We start from the raw sequence: 14,788 nt of genomic DNA, 5'->3' as shown, positions 1-14,788 counted from the left end.
TTTCAGCCACGCCCATGCGGCAAGGTGAAATCCACTTCCGGCCCCACAGGCACGATGCCTGTTGGATTGATCTGCAGATGGCTTTGATAATAATGATTTTTGATATGATCCGGCCGAAAGGTATTGGCGATCGAACCGGTCTGATAGAGGTCGCGAACATAGGCTGAAAGCACCGGATAATCCGCAATCCGCCTGATATTGCACTTGAAATGGCCGACATAAACAATGTCGAAGCGCAACAATGTGGTCAATAATCGAATATCGGCTTCCGTCAGTCTGTCGCCGCAAAGATAACGCTGATCCTTGAGCCGATCTTCCAGAAAATCGAGTGTCTCGAACAAGGGTTTGACCGCTTCTTCATAAGCGTTTTGGCTCGTCGCGAAACCCGCGCGATAGACGCCATTATTGACCGTCTCATAAATACGCGCGTTCAGGGCATCGATCTCGGGCCTGAGGGCTAAAGGATAATAATCGCCTTCCTTCGCGCCGAGATCATCGAAGGCAGAATTGAACATGCGAATGATTTCCGAGGATTCATTCGAGACGATGGTTTGCTTTTCCTTGTCCCATAGAACCGGCACGGTGACACGGCCGCTGTAATCGGGCTTGGCGGTATGGTAGATCTCATAAAGGAAATGGGCGTGAAACAGGGGATCGGGGATGACGCCATTCCCTTCAGCGAAGGTAATGCCGTTCTCCCGCATCAGCCAATGGGTGATCGAGACATCGATGAGCCCTTGCAAGCCTTTGAGTTCGCGAAAGATCAAGGTGCGATGCGCCCAGGGACAGAAATAGGCGGCATAGAGATGGTAACGCCCAGCCTCCGCCTTGAAGCCGCCGGCACCGGTTGGTCCCGGTGCGCCATCGTGCGTGATGAAATTGCGGAATTGCGCGGCATCACGCTCGAAGCGTCCGCCATGCGCTTTGGTATCATACCATTGATCCCGCCAGATCCCATCGATGAGCAGACCCATGTTTTCCTCCTCTTCGATCGGCTATTCCAGTATCAGGAATCATAGATTCCGGATACGTTACTCTTTCAAACGTATCCGCTTGTCCTCACCGGATCACGCCGACTCGCGGTCCAGTGAGGGCGGATACCAGGACTGTTTATTCCAGACCTTATCGGATTTTTCATCGAAAAGCGCCAAATCCTTCCGGTTCTCGAAGTCGTTTCCCTATTTGGGTCGTAACCACACCTCTCGGATGGGAGGTTTTTACCGATGAAACCTCGGCAGGAGGGAAGCCGCCGATCCGTGGACCCTACGCTCCAATTTTCTGGTGTCCCGAAATAGCGCGGCATTCCCTTGGATAATCCCTTTTCGACCTTCACCTGGTTGTAAAAGGGAGCGGCCTCATGCGATGGAAAGGGAAATCCTCGACATCACCTCTCAGGGAAATGGCGGGTCATGGCCTTCGATCACTCCTCTTCCCTCTCCTTCGTGGAGGGTACATTTTTCGCCCGCTTGCGCGCTGCGGCGCCCGATGAGTGGGCCACCTATGTCGATCATCCTTTCGTACACGCCATGGCGGATGGCACATTGGATCCGGCGCGATTTCGTACCTTCCTGATACAAGATTATTTGTATCTTCTGAACTACGCTCGTGCGTATGCTTTGGCGGTGTATAAGAGTGAATCCCTGGACGAGATGCGTGAATGCGCCGATATCGTCTCGGCCATCCTTAACACCGAAATGACGATGCATTTTTCCTATTGCGATGGATGGGGCATCACGCGCGCGGAAATGGAGGCCCAGCCGGCGGCCCCGGAATTGATGGCTTATTGCGGATTCATTCTCGATCGCGCGCAGGCTGGTGACTTGCTGGACCTGTTGGTGGCGCTGTCGGCTTGCCTCGTTGGGTACGGAGAAATCGGGCTGCGTCTGACGCAGAGCAAAACAACTGTGCGCGAAGGAAATCCCTATTATTCCTGGATGTGTACCTATGCCGATACAGGCTATCAAGATCTGGTGCGCGTCGGCTTGGCCAGGCTTGACACGGTGGCCGCGCGCAGGGGCGGTGAAGCACGCTTACCGGAACTGACACGTCTCTTCGCCACGACGGTTCGCATGGAAACCGCGTTCTGGCTCGCCGGCCAGCCACCAATGGTCACTGGAACGAATTGATATCGCGCATCATTCACAATCGTTGAACGATGAACTCCGGCGCAAAAACTTCAGCCAGCGATCCCTGCCCTTGCGCTTCTTGGCCCTGCGCCCCTTCGTCCAATCGCCAGCCCCATGCATTCATGATAGGAGCCCGCACAAATAGGAGTTTCCATGGCCCCCTCTCGCACCTCCTCTCCCTCGCCATTCTCACACCGGGACCCCGTGCAAGAGGCCCGCGATTCACTCAAGAAACTCGATCTGACGCATCGTGCGCGGCGCAATCGCAAGGCGGAATGGAGCCGCAGGCTGGTGCGCGAAAACGTCCTGACGACGGATGATCTGATTTGGCCCCTGTTCTTGATCGAGGGTGAGAATCGGCAAGAACCCGTCGCCGCTATGCCGGGCGTCGAACGGCTTTCGATCGATGCGGCCGTGCGGGCAGCGGTCAAAGCGGCAGAACTCAACATTCCGGCGCTTGCCTTCTTTCCCTATACCGAGCCGGAATTGCGTGACCCGCTCGGCAAGGAAGCGCTCAATGCGCAAAATCTCGTCTGCCGCGCCTGCCGCGCCATCAAGCGCGAGGTGCCGCATATTGGTCTCATCACCGATGTCGCGCTCGATCCATATACGACGCATGGCCATGACGGCGTGATGCGCGGCGAAGAAATTCTGAATGACGAAAGCGTGGCCGTCCTGGTCGAGCAGGCACTCAACCAGGCACGTGCCGGCGCCGATGTCATCGCACCTTCCGATATGATGGATGGCCGCGTGGCGGCGATCCGCGCCGCACTCGACGCCGAAGGATTCGAATCCGTTCAGATCATGTCCTATGCGGCAAAATATGCCTCGGCTTTTTACGGGCCGTTCCGCGATGCCATCGGCACAAAAGGCGTGCTGATCGGCGATAAACGCACCTATCAGATGGACCCGGCCAATTCCGATGAAGCCTTGCGTGAGGTCGCCGAGGATATCGAGGAAGGCGCGGATATGGTCATGGTCAAGCCAGGCATGCCTTATCTCGACATCATCCGTCGCATCCGGGATCAATTCCCCATCCCGACCTTCGCCTATCAGGTTTCCGGTGAATATGCGATGATCCAGGCCGCCGCCGGCCATGGCTGGATTGACGGCGAAAAAGCCATGCTCGAAAGCCTGCTCGCCTTCAAACGCGCCGGTGCCTCGGGCATTCTCACTTATTTCGCGGTCGAGGTGGCGCAGAAACTCGCGGATAGAAAATAAAAGCTTGCGGCCGATCTGATATCTCTTTGATAAGCTCTGCGAAGGGTCAGTGTATTACGCTTCGCAGATGCAGAAATAGCCCTCATCTTTGTGATCTATTTGCACATCAGGTGAGATCGAGAGATTTTTGAGGATCGAATAGTGACACAAGTAACGGTCGCGCAGGCTCCGGTCCTCCATCATTCTCGCGCTCTTTCCGACGTCAGATTCCTCCTCCGCTATTTTCTGATCCTTTGGGCTTTTCTCGCGGCAAGCTCGACCGGCTATCTCCCCGCCGATCCAGAGACACGCTATCAGGTTGCCGAAGCCATTGTCTTCAAGGGCAATCTCGAGGTTGCTGGACGCAATAGCGTCACCTTCGAGGGACATGATTATTCAGTCTTTTTTCCCGGTCAGACCCTGGAGTTTCTACCCTTCGCGGTGGCGCAGCGTCTGGCGAGTTTCGTGGTTCATGCCGATCCCGCTTTCCTGTCACGAGCCTTTCAATTCGCGGCATCGCTGATTTTCATCCCCGCGACTGGCGCCGCCGCCGTCATCGGCTTTTTGATGGTTTTGCGCCAGCTCGGGCTCTCGCGCCGCGATGCCCTGGTCGCTTCAGCCTTGCTGATCCTGTGTACCCCCTTATGGATCTATTCAGGCAATGGCTCGGAAGAGCCCATGCTCGCCGCACTCGGCATTTGGACCGTATGGGCCTTGCTCGATGCGCGCCAGAACCCCGCCCACGCCCCTGATCGGTTCGGCCTTGCCGCGGTTCTTATCGGCATGGGTCTCACGCACAGAAGTACATGGATCGCCTTTGCCGCCGGCGCGACGGTCCTTGCCACACAATTCCTTTTCCAGATCGGCTGGAAAAGGGTTTTGCAACCAAGGTTCTTTGCCTGGCTACTGCTCGCCTGCGCGATCGTGTCCACGATCCCTTTATATAATTGGCTGCGTTTCGGCACACCTTGGGAAAGCGGATATACGTTTTTCTTCCGCGATTATGGCGGTGTTTTTCAGACCCCGCTCGCAACCGGCCTCGTTGGGCATTTCCTCAGCCCCGGCAAAAGCCTATTTCTATTCATTCCCATTCTCGCCGCCGCGCCATTCACTTTATTTTCCCCATGGGTTCGAGGCCGGCTACAGCCGTTGGCGGGGCTGCTGATCGTCACGTTCCTTTTGCATGTCTTCATCTACTCGAAGTTCATCTTCTGGGGCGGTGATCTCGGCTGGGGAACCCGTTTTCATGTTTCGCTTCTCCCCTTGGCCATGCTCCCCGTCGGGCTCCTCCTCGGTGCCCCCCAAACGGGGCTCTGCCGCACTCTTGTCTTGGCGCTCGCCGCCATCTCTTTTCTCGTCCAGGTCATGGGCCTCTCGCTGGCCGTCCATCTGGAAGCCTTCCAGCACCCCGAGACGCTCAAAGGCCTTATTCCCGCTGACAATGCCTGGACATGGAAGAGCAGCCAATTGCCGCTGCGTCTGCACAATATTCTGGAGAAACTCCAGGGCCACCGTCTCTATGGCGGTGCCGAGCCTACGCCTGCCGAGATTTCCATTAATTCCTGGAATATTTTTCCCTTTCGCCTTTCAGCGCTCATGCCCGGAAAAGCGACCGCCATCGGCTTATGGTCTTTATGGGGAATTCTCGTGCTGAGCAGCCTTATTGGCGCCTGGCGTCTCGGAGGCAGGATCGAAACGGAGAAACAAGTCGATCCTTGACAGCCTATCGGACTTCGAAATCAAAAAACTCAGCCTTGGCGGCGCCAGGCAGATTGAAATGCCACCATTCATTGGGCAGGTTCTCGAACCCATGCTTGCGCATGAGGCTCAGAAGCTTGTCACGATTGGCCTTGGCTTCAGCGTCGATGGCCTGAAAGTCCGTGGCCGAGGCCGCGTCGAAGAGATCGAAAGGGGTGCCGAAATCGCGGCCGATAAAGCCGAGATCGACAGCAAGCCCGGTCGAATGCGTGGATTTCGCGGCGATATAGCCTTGATCGAACAATACACGCTTGTCGATTCCCGGATAATAGGCTGCCTTCATCGCCTGATCCGTGGGGTCTTGCGCCCAGGCGAGAAAAGCATTGCTCGCCCTTTGCGGCCGAAAACAATCAAAAACGACGAGCCCGAGTCCCTCTGCTTCAGCATCTTTCTGCACGGCGGCAAGGGCCAAGGCTGCTTCGCGCCGCAGCCAACATGTGCCGGCGGCATAACCCGGCACGGGCCTGCCTGTAAAATTATTGGAGCCCGCATAGCGCATATCCTGCGCGATGGAAGGCGCAACATCCTGCAATCGCACGAAATCCGGCGGAGGAAGCGTTTCTTTCTCAACCCCCTTGGCGACGGCGGAGGACACCCCCGCGCAAGAGAGCATGATCATTGCGAAAGCGGACAAAAGTCGTTTCCCCATCCCCAATTCCCAGATCGCAGGCGAGACGCAGGATAACCTGCTGCGATACCCAACCTGCACCGCATTCCCTCTCTTGCACCGCCCATCGCGAAAGGCCACATTATTCGCACAAGGTTCCGGGCTTAAACAAGCAAGGCCGGATGTTCGCCACGGTTATGCGATCAAGGATCAGACGATGAGCGATTGGGGCAGCCCAGCCAGGACAGTGCCGCAGCAACAGTTCATTTTTTCACCTGCCACTTTGCCGGTGCAAGCTTTGGCGGGTGTTCGGCGACGGCGGATTTTCGCCATTTGCCTCGATTTTCTGCTCGTCGCCTTCATCGCCGGGCTGATCTGGACCGTCCTCTTCTTCTTAACTCTTGGCCTCATCCTGCTGCTCCTGCCACCCATCTTTCCTTTCATCGCATTTTTCTACAACGGCTTGACCGTATCGGGCTGGCGCATGGCAACGCCCGGCATGCTCGCCATGGATCTTGAAATGCGGATGACTGACGGCAGCCGGGTTCCCTTCCTCAATGCTGCCGTCCACGCTGTATTGCTCTATATCAGCTGGATGTTCCCGCCCATTTTGCTTGTTTCGCTCTTGACGGATGACAAACGTTGCTTGCACGATATCCTGGCAGGAGTAATCGTCACACGACGCGCGCCGTCGTTTTGACGGCACACTCCTTGCTATCCGTTTAATAGCAATGTCTTTAACACCGATGTCTTGAAATATTTTCGCAAGCTTATGCCTGGTCTTATCGGCAATTTTCAGTCGATCGGTGATGTTGCAAACGAGAACAAGGTCCGTAGACAAGAAGAAGGTCCGTGCACATCACATTTTTGAAAACGCCTTGAACGACACCATTTCAACACCGACTGCACGATAGCATCTGAACAACATCAGCGAATAATCGCGACCATTCAAACAGGGATGAACAAATTGACGCGAGAACCGCGCGACGCTCCGCAGTTCTATTTGACCGCGCCTTCGCCTTGTCCTTATCTGCCCGACCAGCAGGAGCGCAAGGTCTTCACCCATTTGATCGGCCGCCGCGCCGTTGCCCTCAACGATCATCTGACGCAATCGGGCTTCCGCCGCTCGCAAACGATCGCCTATCGGCCAGCGTGCGAACATTGCCGGGCCTGTATCTCGGTCCGCATCAAGGTCGATGAATTCGAATCCTCCAAAAATCTCCGGAGGATCCGGGACCGCAATCGTGATCTCACCAGCACCGTCGTTCGGCCGGAACCGACGACTGAGCAATATTCCTTGTTTCGGAGCTATCTCGATGCTCGCCACAGTGATGGCGGCATGGCCGATATGACCATTCTGGATTATTCCATGATGATCGAGGACAGCCATGTGGAAAGCCGGCTGGTGGAATATCGCAGTCACGATGCCAAAGCCGGCCATGGCGAGGGGCCTCTCACCGCCGTCTGTCTCACGGACATGCTCAGTGACGGCCTTTCGATGGTCTATTCCTTCTATACGCCGCGCGCGCCCCACCGATCGCTTGGCACTTATATGATCCTTGATCATATCGAACGCGCGCGGCGGCTCGGTCTACCGCATGTCTATCTTGGCTATTGGGTCCAGGGCTCACGCAAAATGGCTTATAAGGCGCGTTTCCTGCCACAGGAACGGCTGGGCCTGAACGGATGGGAAAGGGTCGAGACCAACGAGGATGACGCGTTGGAGCCCTGAGCCTTGCCGCCGGAGCGACAACGCCTCTTCCATAAGAGGCGTGTCAAAAACAGGGGCAAGATCTCAAATCCAAGGGCCATAAGAACGACCGCTGGAATGCTCTCACATTTTTATTCCATCTTTAGAAAAGTGAAAATTTAGGAAAAGTGCATCACGCTTTCGTGGTTTTACCCCGAATTTTTTTATGAGCGCAGCTTTTCCACGCAACCGTGTCAAGTCAGAGACGTTATTGACTCCAAAGATCTCCCTTCGAGGAGACTCCCAAGGAGTCCGGCCCATGAAATCGCTCAATATAGCGACCCTGATCCTCGTCATCCTCGGTGGTTTGAACTGGGGACTTTTTGCCTTGGCGAATATTGATATCGTGGCGACCCTCTTCGGCGGGACGGACACGGTTCTCGCAAAGCTCACTTATATCGTCATCGGCCTTTCAGCAGTCTATCAGCTCCTGCCTTTCTCGCAGGCGATTTCCGTCGGCGAGATCACCGCGGAAAATATGAACTACTGATTTCATTTTGCAAAAATCCATTCATACCGTTCACAATCATTGGTGCTCTGTTCAGGGCACCAATGCCGTTTGTCCTGTGGATCGGTATCATTCCAGATTTTCAAGCCAGACCTTCAAGCATCGCTCACGCATCCGGTTCGACGCGGATGCGCTTTGCATTGGCTTGAAAATGGGACAATTCTCGATCCGACGGCCGGATCATCCAAGCCTCCGGCATGATCATCTCCCATCATCTCTGCTCCATCTTCCTTCTCTTCCCCCTCAATAAGCCTGTCGTCTGCGACACATTTTGTGCGCGGATGGATATTCTCACGTTCAAGTCCATCTCACGTTCAGGCCCGAGTCACAAAAATGCACCGAAAACGTCTTAAGACGCATGTCCATCAGGAGGGCGGTGCGGATGACCGGCTTGGTGACCCTTAAAACCAAAGTGTACGCTCGGGTCTTGTATTACGAGGGACTTTTCACGCATTCTCTTAACTGACAAGAAATTCTGTTCCGGTTCGATGATCCGGCGGGAGGACGCGCGTCATGGCGACAAGTGGCACAAAAACCATCAATCTCGCACTTCAAGGCGGCGGCAGTCATGGAGCCTTTACTTGGGGGGTTCTTGATCGGTTGCTGGAAGTCGAAGACTTGGTGATCGAGGGTATCAGCGGCACCAGCGCGGGCGCCATGAACGCCGCGGTGCTGGCCCAAGGTTATACGAAAAACGGCCGAACAGGCGCGCGCGAGGCCCTCGATCGCTTCTGGCAGCGTACCGCGGAATTCTCCTTGTTCAGCCCGATCAGGCGTTCGGTCTTCGATCAGATGCTTGGGCAGTGGAATATCGATCGCTCGGTCGGGACCTGGTGGGCAGATCTCCTGCAGCATCTTGCCTCTCCCTATCAAAGCAACCCATTCGGCTTCGATCCCCTCAAAACGGTCCTCTCTGATCTCATCATCGAGAAGGATATCCAGAGCTGCGAGAGCATCAAATTGTTCATCGCCGCGACCAATGTCGAGACTGGACGGGCAAGGGTTTTTCTCCGTCACGAAATCACGACGGATGTCTTGCTCGCCTCGGCCTGCCTCCCCTTCACCTTTCAAGCCGTAGAGATTGAGGGCGTGCCTTATTGGGATGGCGGCTATATGGGCAATCCGGTGATCTGGCCCTTGATCTATCGCTGTGAGAGCCCCGATGTCGCTGTCGTTCAAATCAATCCGCTGGAGCGCAAAGGCACGCCGACCACGCCGATCGGTATCATCAACCGCGTCAATGAAATCAGTTTCAACGCCTCATTGATCGCTGAAATGCGCGCCATCGCTTTTGTCCAGCGGTTGATCGACGAAGGTGGTCTTGAGACACCAGAGGCCAAAAGGCTGAAACGCATGAACATGCATATGATCGGTTGTGAGGAGAAATTGCGGGAACTGGGCGCCGCGAGCAAAATGAACGCCGAACTCGGCTTCCTGCTCTATCTCAAGGACCTCGGCCGCACGACCGCCGATGCATGGTTACAGGAACATTGGGACGCCATTGGACAGAGATCGAGTCTCGATATCCGCAAGGTTTTTCTCGGCGCCAGGGTACAGCCTCAAGTCCAACTTCAGTCACAAGCTCAAGCCCAAACTCAAGCCCAGCCCCCAACCATCGAGCCGCTCCCTTCCAAAGGGTGAGCCTCAATCAAAGAATGTGAGTTTCGTGTGCCTCTAACAAGGACACGAATAAGGGGAAAGAGTGAATAGGATGATCTTCAAGCAGCGCCTCACACGCCTCTCCGTCGGTTTGAATCGTTTGCTTTTGAGCGCTGTTCTCGGCGCACCGATCGGACCCGTCTTCGCACAAGAGACACATCCAAGCGGCCCCAGTCAGGCGGAACTCGATCAATCAGCCAAGACGACGGATACATGGCTGATGACCAATAAAAGCTATGATGGCCATCGCTATGTTGCTCTCGATCAGATCAACAAGGATAATGCCGGTAGCCTGCACGAGGTCTGTGTCTATGACAGCGGAACGACAGGACCTGCTCAATCCTCACCCGTTCTCTATGACAATCACCTGTTCCTCTCCATCGGCCAGACAACGGTGGCCATAGACGCCCGAAACTGCAAGGAAATCTGGCGTTACGAATGGGTCTTGAAGGACAAGGCTCTGTCCACGCCCAATCGTGGAGTCGCTATCAAGGATGGCAAGGTAATACGCGGCACATCGGACGGGTTTTTGATCGCGCTTGACATGAGCGATGGCAAACTCTTGTGGGAACGTCAGATCACCAGCGCGAGCGATAGTCATTATCTCAGCATGCCTGCCATGGTTGTCGAGGACGCGATCATCTATGGCACGGCAGGCGCGGATTGGGGGTCGCGAGGCTGGATAGGCGCTTTTTCATTGAAGGATGGCCAACAGCTCTGGCGGTTCGAGGCTCTTCCAAAGCCCGGAGAGTCAGGCGCCGAAACCTGGGGCAAGGGCGAGGCCCTAGCGCATGGGGGCGGCAGTTTCTGGACACCCATTTCTATCGATCGCGCCAACAATCTCGCTTTCGTGCCAATCGGCAATCCCGCGCCGGATTTCTACGGCGATGCCCGCAAAGGTGACAATCTCGATACCAATGCGCTTGCGGCACTGGATCTGAAAACCGGCCAAAAGGTCTGGGCTCACCAATTCGTTCCCCATGACGAGCATGATTGGGATCTCAGCCAGACGAGCCCGCTCGTCAGCGTCGACATCGAGGGTAAACCGCATAATCTCATTGTCGTCAGTGGCAAGGACGGTCGTGTGCGCCTTGTCGATCGCGATACACATGGCATTTTCGCCGATCTCGCCATTTCGAAACAGGAGAATACAGACATTCCGGTCACGGTCGATGGCGTACATATCTGCCCAGGCCTGCTCGGCGGCCAGGAATGGAGCAGCTCCGCCTATGATCCACAGCGCAAGATCACGATTTCACCCATGGTGGATTGGTGCGGCACCGTGCATCACGACGCCACCGCTCCCATTCATCAGGTCGGGCATCATTTTTATGGCGGCGGGATCGATCAGGACCCGATCGACCAGGCGCGCGGCCTCCTCGCCGCGATCGATGTCACGACCGCCAAGCTGCGCTGGAAAACCGAATTTCCCGCCCCCATGCTGGCCAATGTCACGGCCACCAAGGGAGGCGTGATTTTCGCGGGCGATCTCGGCGGGACGCTCTATGCGGTCGATGCCGATAAAGGGGATGTGCTTTTACGCCATCCACTCGGCTCTTCGGCCGGCGCCGGCATGATCACTTATGCACTCGACGACAAGCAATATGTTGCCGCGGTGTCCGGCCGCGTCTCGGCCTTCTTCCCTGGCGGGACGGGCACGACGAAGCTCACGCTTCTGGCGCTGCCGTGATATAAAAGGGCATGAAGACGGCGGCCTGGGTGCAACGGCAGGCCGCCGCTGGAATTTGGAATTTGGCGTGATTTTCGAGCGCTCTCCAAAGGCTCGAAATCACGCGAGGATACCCTCATGCAAAGTAAGCCTGTCGAACGCCTGATCATCCGCCCGGAGGATTATCTCATCGTTCCAGGCTCTGTGGGACCGCGCCGCGATTTTCGGATCACCGTCGGGCTCCGCGAAGGCTGGACAGATCAAGGCCGCATCTATGATGTTTCGGAAGCGGTACGGACCGCTCAAGCCTGGATGCGGCGCCGCGTCGACGCCGGCTTGCCCGCCCTTTCCGGCATGTTCACCCGCGCCGAGGTCACTTATGCCTGGCCACGGCCCGATGGCTCAACCGGGTCGGACCGTGAGCCTGTCGCCGTTTTCACTGGCGAAGCCGTCCATGCCTATCTCGGCCATCTCACGGATGCCGAAATCGAGACCATGCTGAACGAATTGGCGACCGAATTGGGCGCGGCGCTCGGCCAGGAAAGGCTCTATGTCGCTTTTTGCAATCGCACCTGGATTCTCGATATTGGCGACGGGAACAGCTGACGAGAGCAATCATTCTCGAAAGTGAGGAATATATTTTCCAATATTCGCAAACCAGCGCGGAGGACATTTATCGTCCGCTCAGCCGATGCCGATGACTCTCGACAAGATTGCGCAAAAAGTCGGCGACGATTCGAATCCGAGGGGTTTGGGCCAAATCTGACTGAATGACCAGATAGATCGCTTGATCGATCCCGAGATCGCCCTGAACGCACGTAAGTTCTGCGTCTCGGGCGAGAAAATGAGGTAGAACGGCAAGCCCTAAACCGGCCTTTGCAGCGGATATTTGCGTCGCAAGCGAGGTTGTCGCGATCACGGGCGCGCGGCCTTGGAGTATACGTTCGATCCATTGCGCGGCGGGCAGATGAGACTGCGTCTCGCACCAACCCACGAAGGCATCCGTGTCATAGCTGCTAAGATCAGAGACGGTTCGGCGTTGGATAACGTAGTCGCGTGAACCGTAGAGGCCATAGCCCAGGGTACCCAATCTCTGGAGCGTGACATTTCCCCGTTCCGGCTTGACCATGCGTAAAGCGAGATCCGCATCACGTCGGTGCAGGTTCACTGTGGCAATATCGGTCACGATCTCGATCGTCAGATCGGGATAGGCGCCCAGCATCTTGCCTATCTCAGGCAGGATCAGACCTGTGGCGAGATTTTCGGCTGTTGCGAGCCGTACCGTGCCCACAATCTCCATCTGCTCCCTTGCGCCACATCGAAGCGAGAGCGCCGCAGCCTCCATCGCCTCCGCTTGCTGGAGCAGATTGGCGCCGTCCACGGTCAGTTGGTATCCTGAGTGTTGACGCACGAACAAAGGCAGCCCAAGGGCATCTTCCAGCCGCTCAATACGGCGCGACAAGGTTGCCAGTCCAACGCCCATCTGTTCGGCAGCTCCGCTGAGAGTGCCGGTGCGCAAGACTGCCAGGAATGCCTTGATGTCATCCCATACGAGTCGCTTGTCGGGATACTTTCCGATTTTGAAAACACCTTTGCCGAACTTCACAGGTTCCATTGCGCACTTGACGTGCCACCCTTGATGTCACAGCTGCGAATTGTGGATGACAAGGGGATAACATGAAACAACGTATTCTCGCACCGGGATTTTCCGTTTCTGCCATCGGGCTCGGCTGCATGGGCATGAGCGAATTCTACGGGCCACGTGACGACGAAACGGCATTCCAGGTTCTCTCGGCGGCCGTTGATCTGGGAATCGATTTCTTCGATACCGCCGACATGTACGGCCCCCATCACAACGAGCGGCTTTTGGGTAGATTCCTTGCGCAGACCGACGCGCATTTGAAGATCGCCACCAAATTTGGCATCGTGCGGGAAGCTGGGGAATATAAACGTAGCATCGACAACAGCCCCGCCTATGCGCGCAAAGCCTGTGAGGGCTCGTTACAACGGCTGGGTATCGAGCAGATCGATCTCTATTATGTCCACCGGATTGAAACGGGCCGCGACATCGAGGAGACGATGGGAGGTCTCGCCGAGCTTGTCACCGAAGGCAAGATCGCCCGGATCGGACTTTGCGAGGTGAGCGCACGGACGCTGCGTCGCGCCCATGCCGTCCATCCCGTCGCCGCAGTCCAGACCGAATACTCGCTCTGGTCCCGCCATGTCGAAGCCGAGATCCTTCCCACCTGCCGCGAGCTCGGCGTGGGCTTCGTTGCCTATTCACCTCTGGGCAGAGGCTTTCTGACAGGGACATTCCAGCAGGATTCCGAGTTCGAGGACGGCGATGTCCGGGCCTCCATGCCACGTTTCCAGGACAACGCACGCGAAGCAAACCGTCGGATCGCCGATGCAGTGGCCCTTATGGCGAAGGAAAAAGGATGCACCCCCGCGCAATTGTCTATCGCGTGGCTTCTGGCGAAGGGCGACGATATCGTACCGATCCCCGGTACCACACGCCCGAGCCATCTCCGTGATAATGCCGGAGCGGTGGATTTGGAACTGACTGCCGATGATGTTGCGCGACTCGAACGTTCAATCGAAACGCTGCCGGTTGCTGGCGCCCGCTATACGGAGGAAGGCATGAAGGGAGTGGAGGCCTGACCGGCACATCCCATGAGGCCTCAGGCAATCATTTAGGGTGACGCTTCCTTTACAGTCCCGCGCGCGTGCTAGTTTAGAGCATCGGACTTTCAAATTGAATCCTGTCCGATGCTCTATCTTTTATGAAAACGCTCAAATTGGGTCCCAAAAGGGGGAGCCACTTTTTGGTCTGACCCTCTAGGCGTCCTGAGGTCAGACATCAGACGATTTTATTTGCGAAGGAGCCATTTCCAATCGACACGCTTGGTATAATCCGTGTCGAGATTTTGGGCGAGAGAACGGGCCTGTTCGACCCATTGATCCTTGGCGACATAGCCCGGCAGATCCAGATAGCTGCTGATCCATGCCACATTCTCATCGCTCCAGTCCGCGATCTGACGGAAATACCAGATGCCGACGAGATGTAACCGCTCCTCGTTCTGCTCACCAATCCCGGAAATGCGCTTGAGATCATCGAACACTGCATCCGCACCCGTGAGGGCGGGCGGCCGGAGACCTGGATAATCATCCACATTCAGGATGGGAAGTTCAGTGACGGCCGCCGCCTTGTCACGCGGCGCGAGGCTTGCCAAAAAGCTTCCAAGGAGACAGCCAATCAGATAGGCCGCAAAAAGCAGCAAGGCGGTTTCGAGATAAAGCCCCGCGAGCCCCGGCAACCAGTGCAACAGGGCGACGACGAGTCCAACCACGAAGACGAGACCAGCAGCCCGGAGCCAACTCGGACAATGGGACCACCACCTGTCGGAGGGAACCCGTGCAAATGTATAAAATCCGATAGCCGCGCCGAGAGCCAAGGCAAGCAGAAGCGGCAACCAATAAGTCGCAAGCAAATAGGTCATGATCGCGCTCC

At 56.3% G+C, this 14,788-nt stretch carries 14 protein-coding genes; 10 read left to right on the top strand and 4 right to left on the bottom strand.

Annotated elements, in window-relative coordinates; genetic code table 11:
• Positions 1 to 2 precede the first annotated feature (2 nt).
• Positions 3 to 974 (bottom strand): glutathione S-transferase family protein, encoded by a 972-nt coding sequence (locus BIND_RS06145; RefSeq protein WP_012384209.1) that lies wholly within the window; start codon positions 972 to 974, stop codon positions 3 to 5.
• 435 nt (positions 975 to 1,409) lie between these two features.
• Here BIND_RS06145 and tenA point away from each other — a divergent pair, with 435 nt between their 5' ends.
• The 3 genes from tenA to BIND_RS06130 all read left to right on the top strand — a co-directional run bounded on the left by tenA (position 1,410) and on the right by BIND_RS06130 (position 5,045).
• Positions 1,410 to 2,126, top strand: coding sequence for a thiaminase II (tenA, locus tag BIND_RS06140; RefSeq protein ID WP_012384208.1), 717 nt, complete (start codon positions 1,410 to 1,412; stop codon positions 2,124 to 2,126).
• A 153-nt stretch (positions 2,127 to 2,279) separates the two neighbouring features.
• On the top strand, positions 2,280 to 3,347 hold the full coding sequence (gene hemB, locus BIND_RS06135) for a porphobilinogen synthase (protein ID WP_012384207.1): 1,068 nt from the start codon (positions 2,280 to 2,282) through the stop codon (positions 3,345 to 3,347).
• 141 nt (positions 3,348 to 3,488) lie between these two features.
• Positions 3,489 to 5,045, top strand: a complete 1,557-nt coding sequence (locus BIND_RS06130; RefSeq protein WP_012384206.1) for a hypothetical protein — start codon at positions 3,489 to 3,491, stop codon at positions 5,043 to 5,045.
• A 4-nt stretch (positions 5,046 to 5,049) separates the two neighbouring features.
• On the opposite strand, the gene BIND_RS06125 is transcribed toward BIND_RS06130, so the two are convergent.
• The gene (locus tag BIND_RS06125; protein ID WP_012384205.1) at positions 5,050 to 5,733 is read right to left on the bottom strand and encodes a M15 family metallopeptidase; all 684 of its coding nucleotides are present in this window, start codon (positions 5,731 to 5,733) and stop codon (positions 5,050 to 5,052) included.
• Positions 5,734 to 5,908: 175 nt separating this feature from the next.
• Between BIND_RS06125 and BIND_RS06120 the strand changes: the two genes are divergently transcribed.
• The 6 genes from BIND_RS06120 to BIND_RS06095 all read left to right on the top strand — a co-directional run bounded on the left by BIND_RS06120 (position 5,909) and on the right by BIND_RS06095 (position 11,883).
• A complete protein-coding gene (locus tag BIND_RS06120) occupies positions 5,909 to 6,391 on the top strand; it encodes an RDD family protein (protein ID WP_012384204.1) in 483 nt (160 codons plus the stop codon).
• Between the two features lie 267 nt (positions 6,392 to 6,658).
• Complete coding sequence (locus BIND_RS06115) at positions 6,659 to 7,423, top strand: arginyltransferase (RefSeq protein WP_041778523.1); 765 nt, start codon at positions 6,659 to 6,661, stop codon at positions 7,421 to 7,423.
• A 277-nt stretch (positions 7,424 to 7,700) separates the two neighbouring features.
• Positions 7,701 to 7,931, top strand: coding sequence for a DUF378 domain-containing protein (locus BIND_RS06110; protein ID WP_012384202.1), 231 nt, complete (start codon positions 7,701 to 7,703; stop codon positions 7,929 to 7,931).
• A 531-nt stretch (positions 7,932 to 8,462) separates the two neighbouring features.
• A complete protein-coding gene (locus BIND_RS06105; protein WP_012384201.1) occupies positions 8,463 to 9,590 on the top strand; it encodes a patatin-like phospholipase family protein in 1,128 nt (375 codons plus the stop codon).
• 70 nt (positions 9,591 to 9,660) lie between these two features.
• Positions 9,661 to 11,298 (top strand): pyrroloquinoline quinone-dependent dehydrogenase, encoded by a 1,638-nt coding sequence (locus tag BIND_RS06100; protein ID WP_012384200.1) that lies wholly within the window; start codon positions 9,661 to 9,663, stop codon positions 11,296 to 11,298.
• Between the two features lie 117 nt (positions 11,299 to 11,415).
• The gene (locus BIND_RS06095; RefSeq protein WP_012384199.1) at positions 11,416 to 11,883 is read left to right on the top strand and encodes a hypothetical protein; all 468 of its coding nucleotides are present in this window, start codon (positions 11,416 to 11,418) and stop codon (positions 11,881 to 11,883) included.
• A 67-nt stretch (positions 11,884 to 11,950) separates the two neighbouring features.
• On the opposite strand, the gene BIND_RS06090 is transcribed toward BIND_RS06095, so the two are convergent.
• Complete coding sequence (locus BIND_RS06090; protein WP_012384198.1) at positions 11,951 to 12,892, bottom strand: LysR family transcriptional regulator; 942 nt, start codon at positions 12,890 to 12,892, stop codon at positions 11,951 to 11,953.
• A 62-nt stretch (positions 12,893 to 12,954) separates the two neighbouring features.
• Between BIND_RS06090 and BIND_RS06085 the strand changes: the two genes are divergently transcribed.
• Positions 12,955 to 13,938, top strand: coding sequence for an aldo/keto reductase (locus BIND_RS06085; RefSeq protein WP_012384197.1), 984 nt, complete (start codon positions 12,955 to 12,957; stop codon positions 13,936 to 13,938).
• A gap of 209 nt (positions 13,939 to 14,147) precedes the next feature.
• Here the strand turns inward: BIND_RS06085 and BIND_RS06080 are convergent, their stop codons facing one another.
• Entirely contained in the window at positions 14,148 to 14,777 is a 630-nt protein-coding gene (locus BIND_RS06080; RefSeq protein ID WP_012384196.1) for a hypothetical protein, read from the bottom strand.
• Positions 14,778 to 14,788: the final 11 nt, after the last annotated feature.

Source organism: Beijerinckia indica subsp. indica ATCC 9039, assembly GCF_000019845.1.
GTDB classification, from domain to species: domain Bacteria; phylum Pseudomonadota; class Alphaproteobacteria; order Rhizobiales; family Beijerinckiaceae; genus Beijerinckia; species Beijerinckia indica.
Note: the sequence above shows the minus strand (reverse complement) of the source record. Positions and strands in the feature narration are given on the sequence as shown.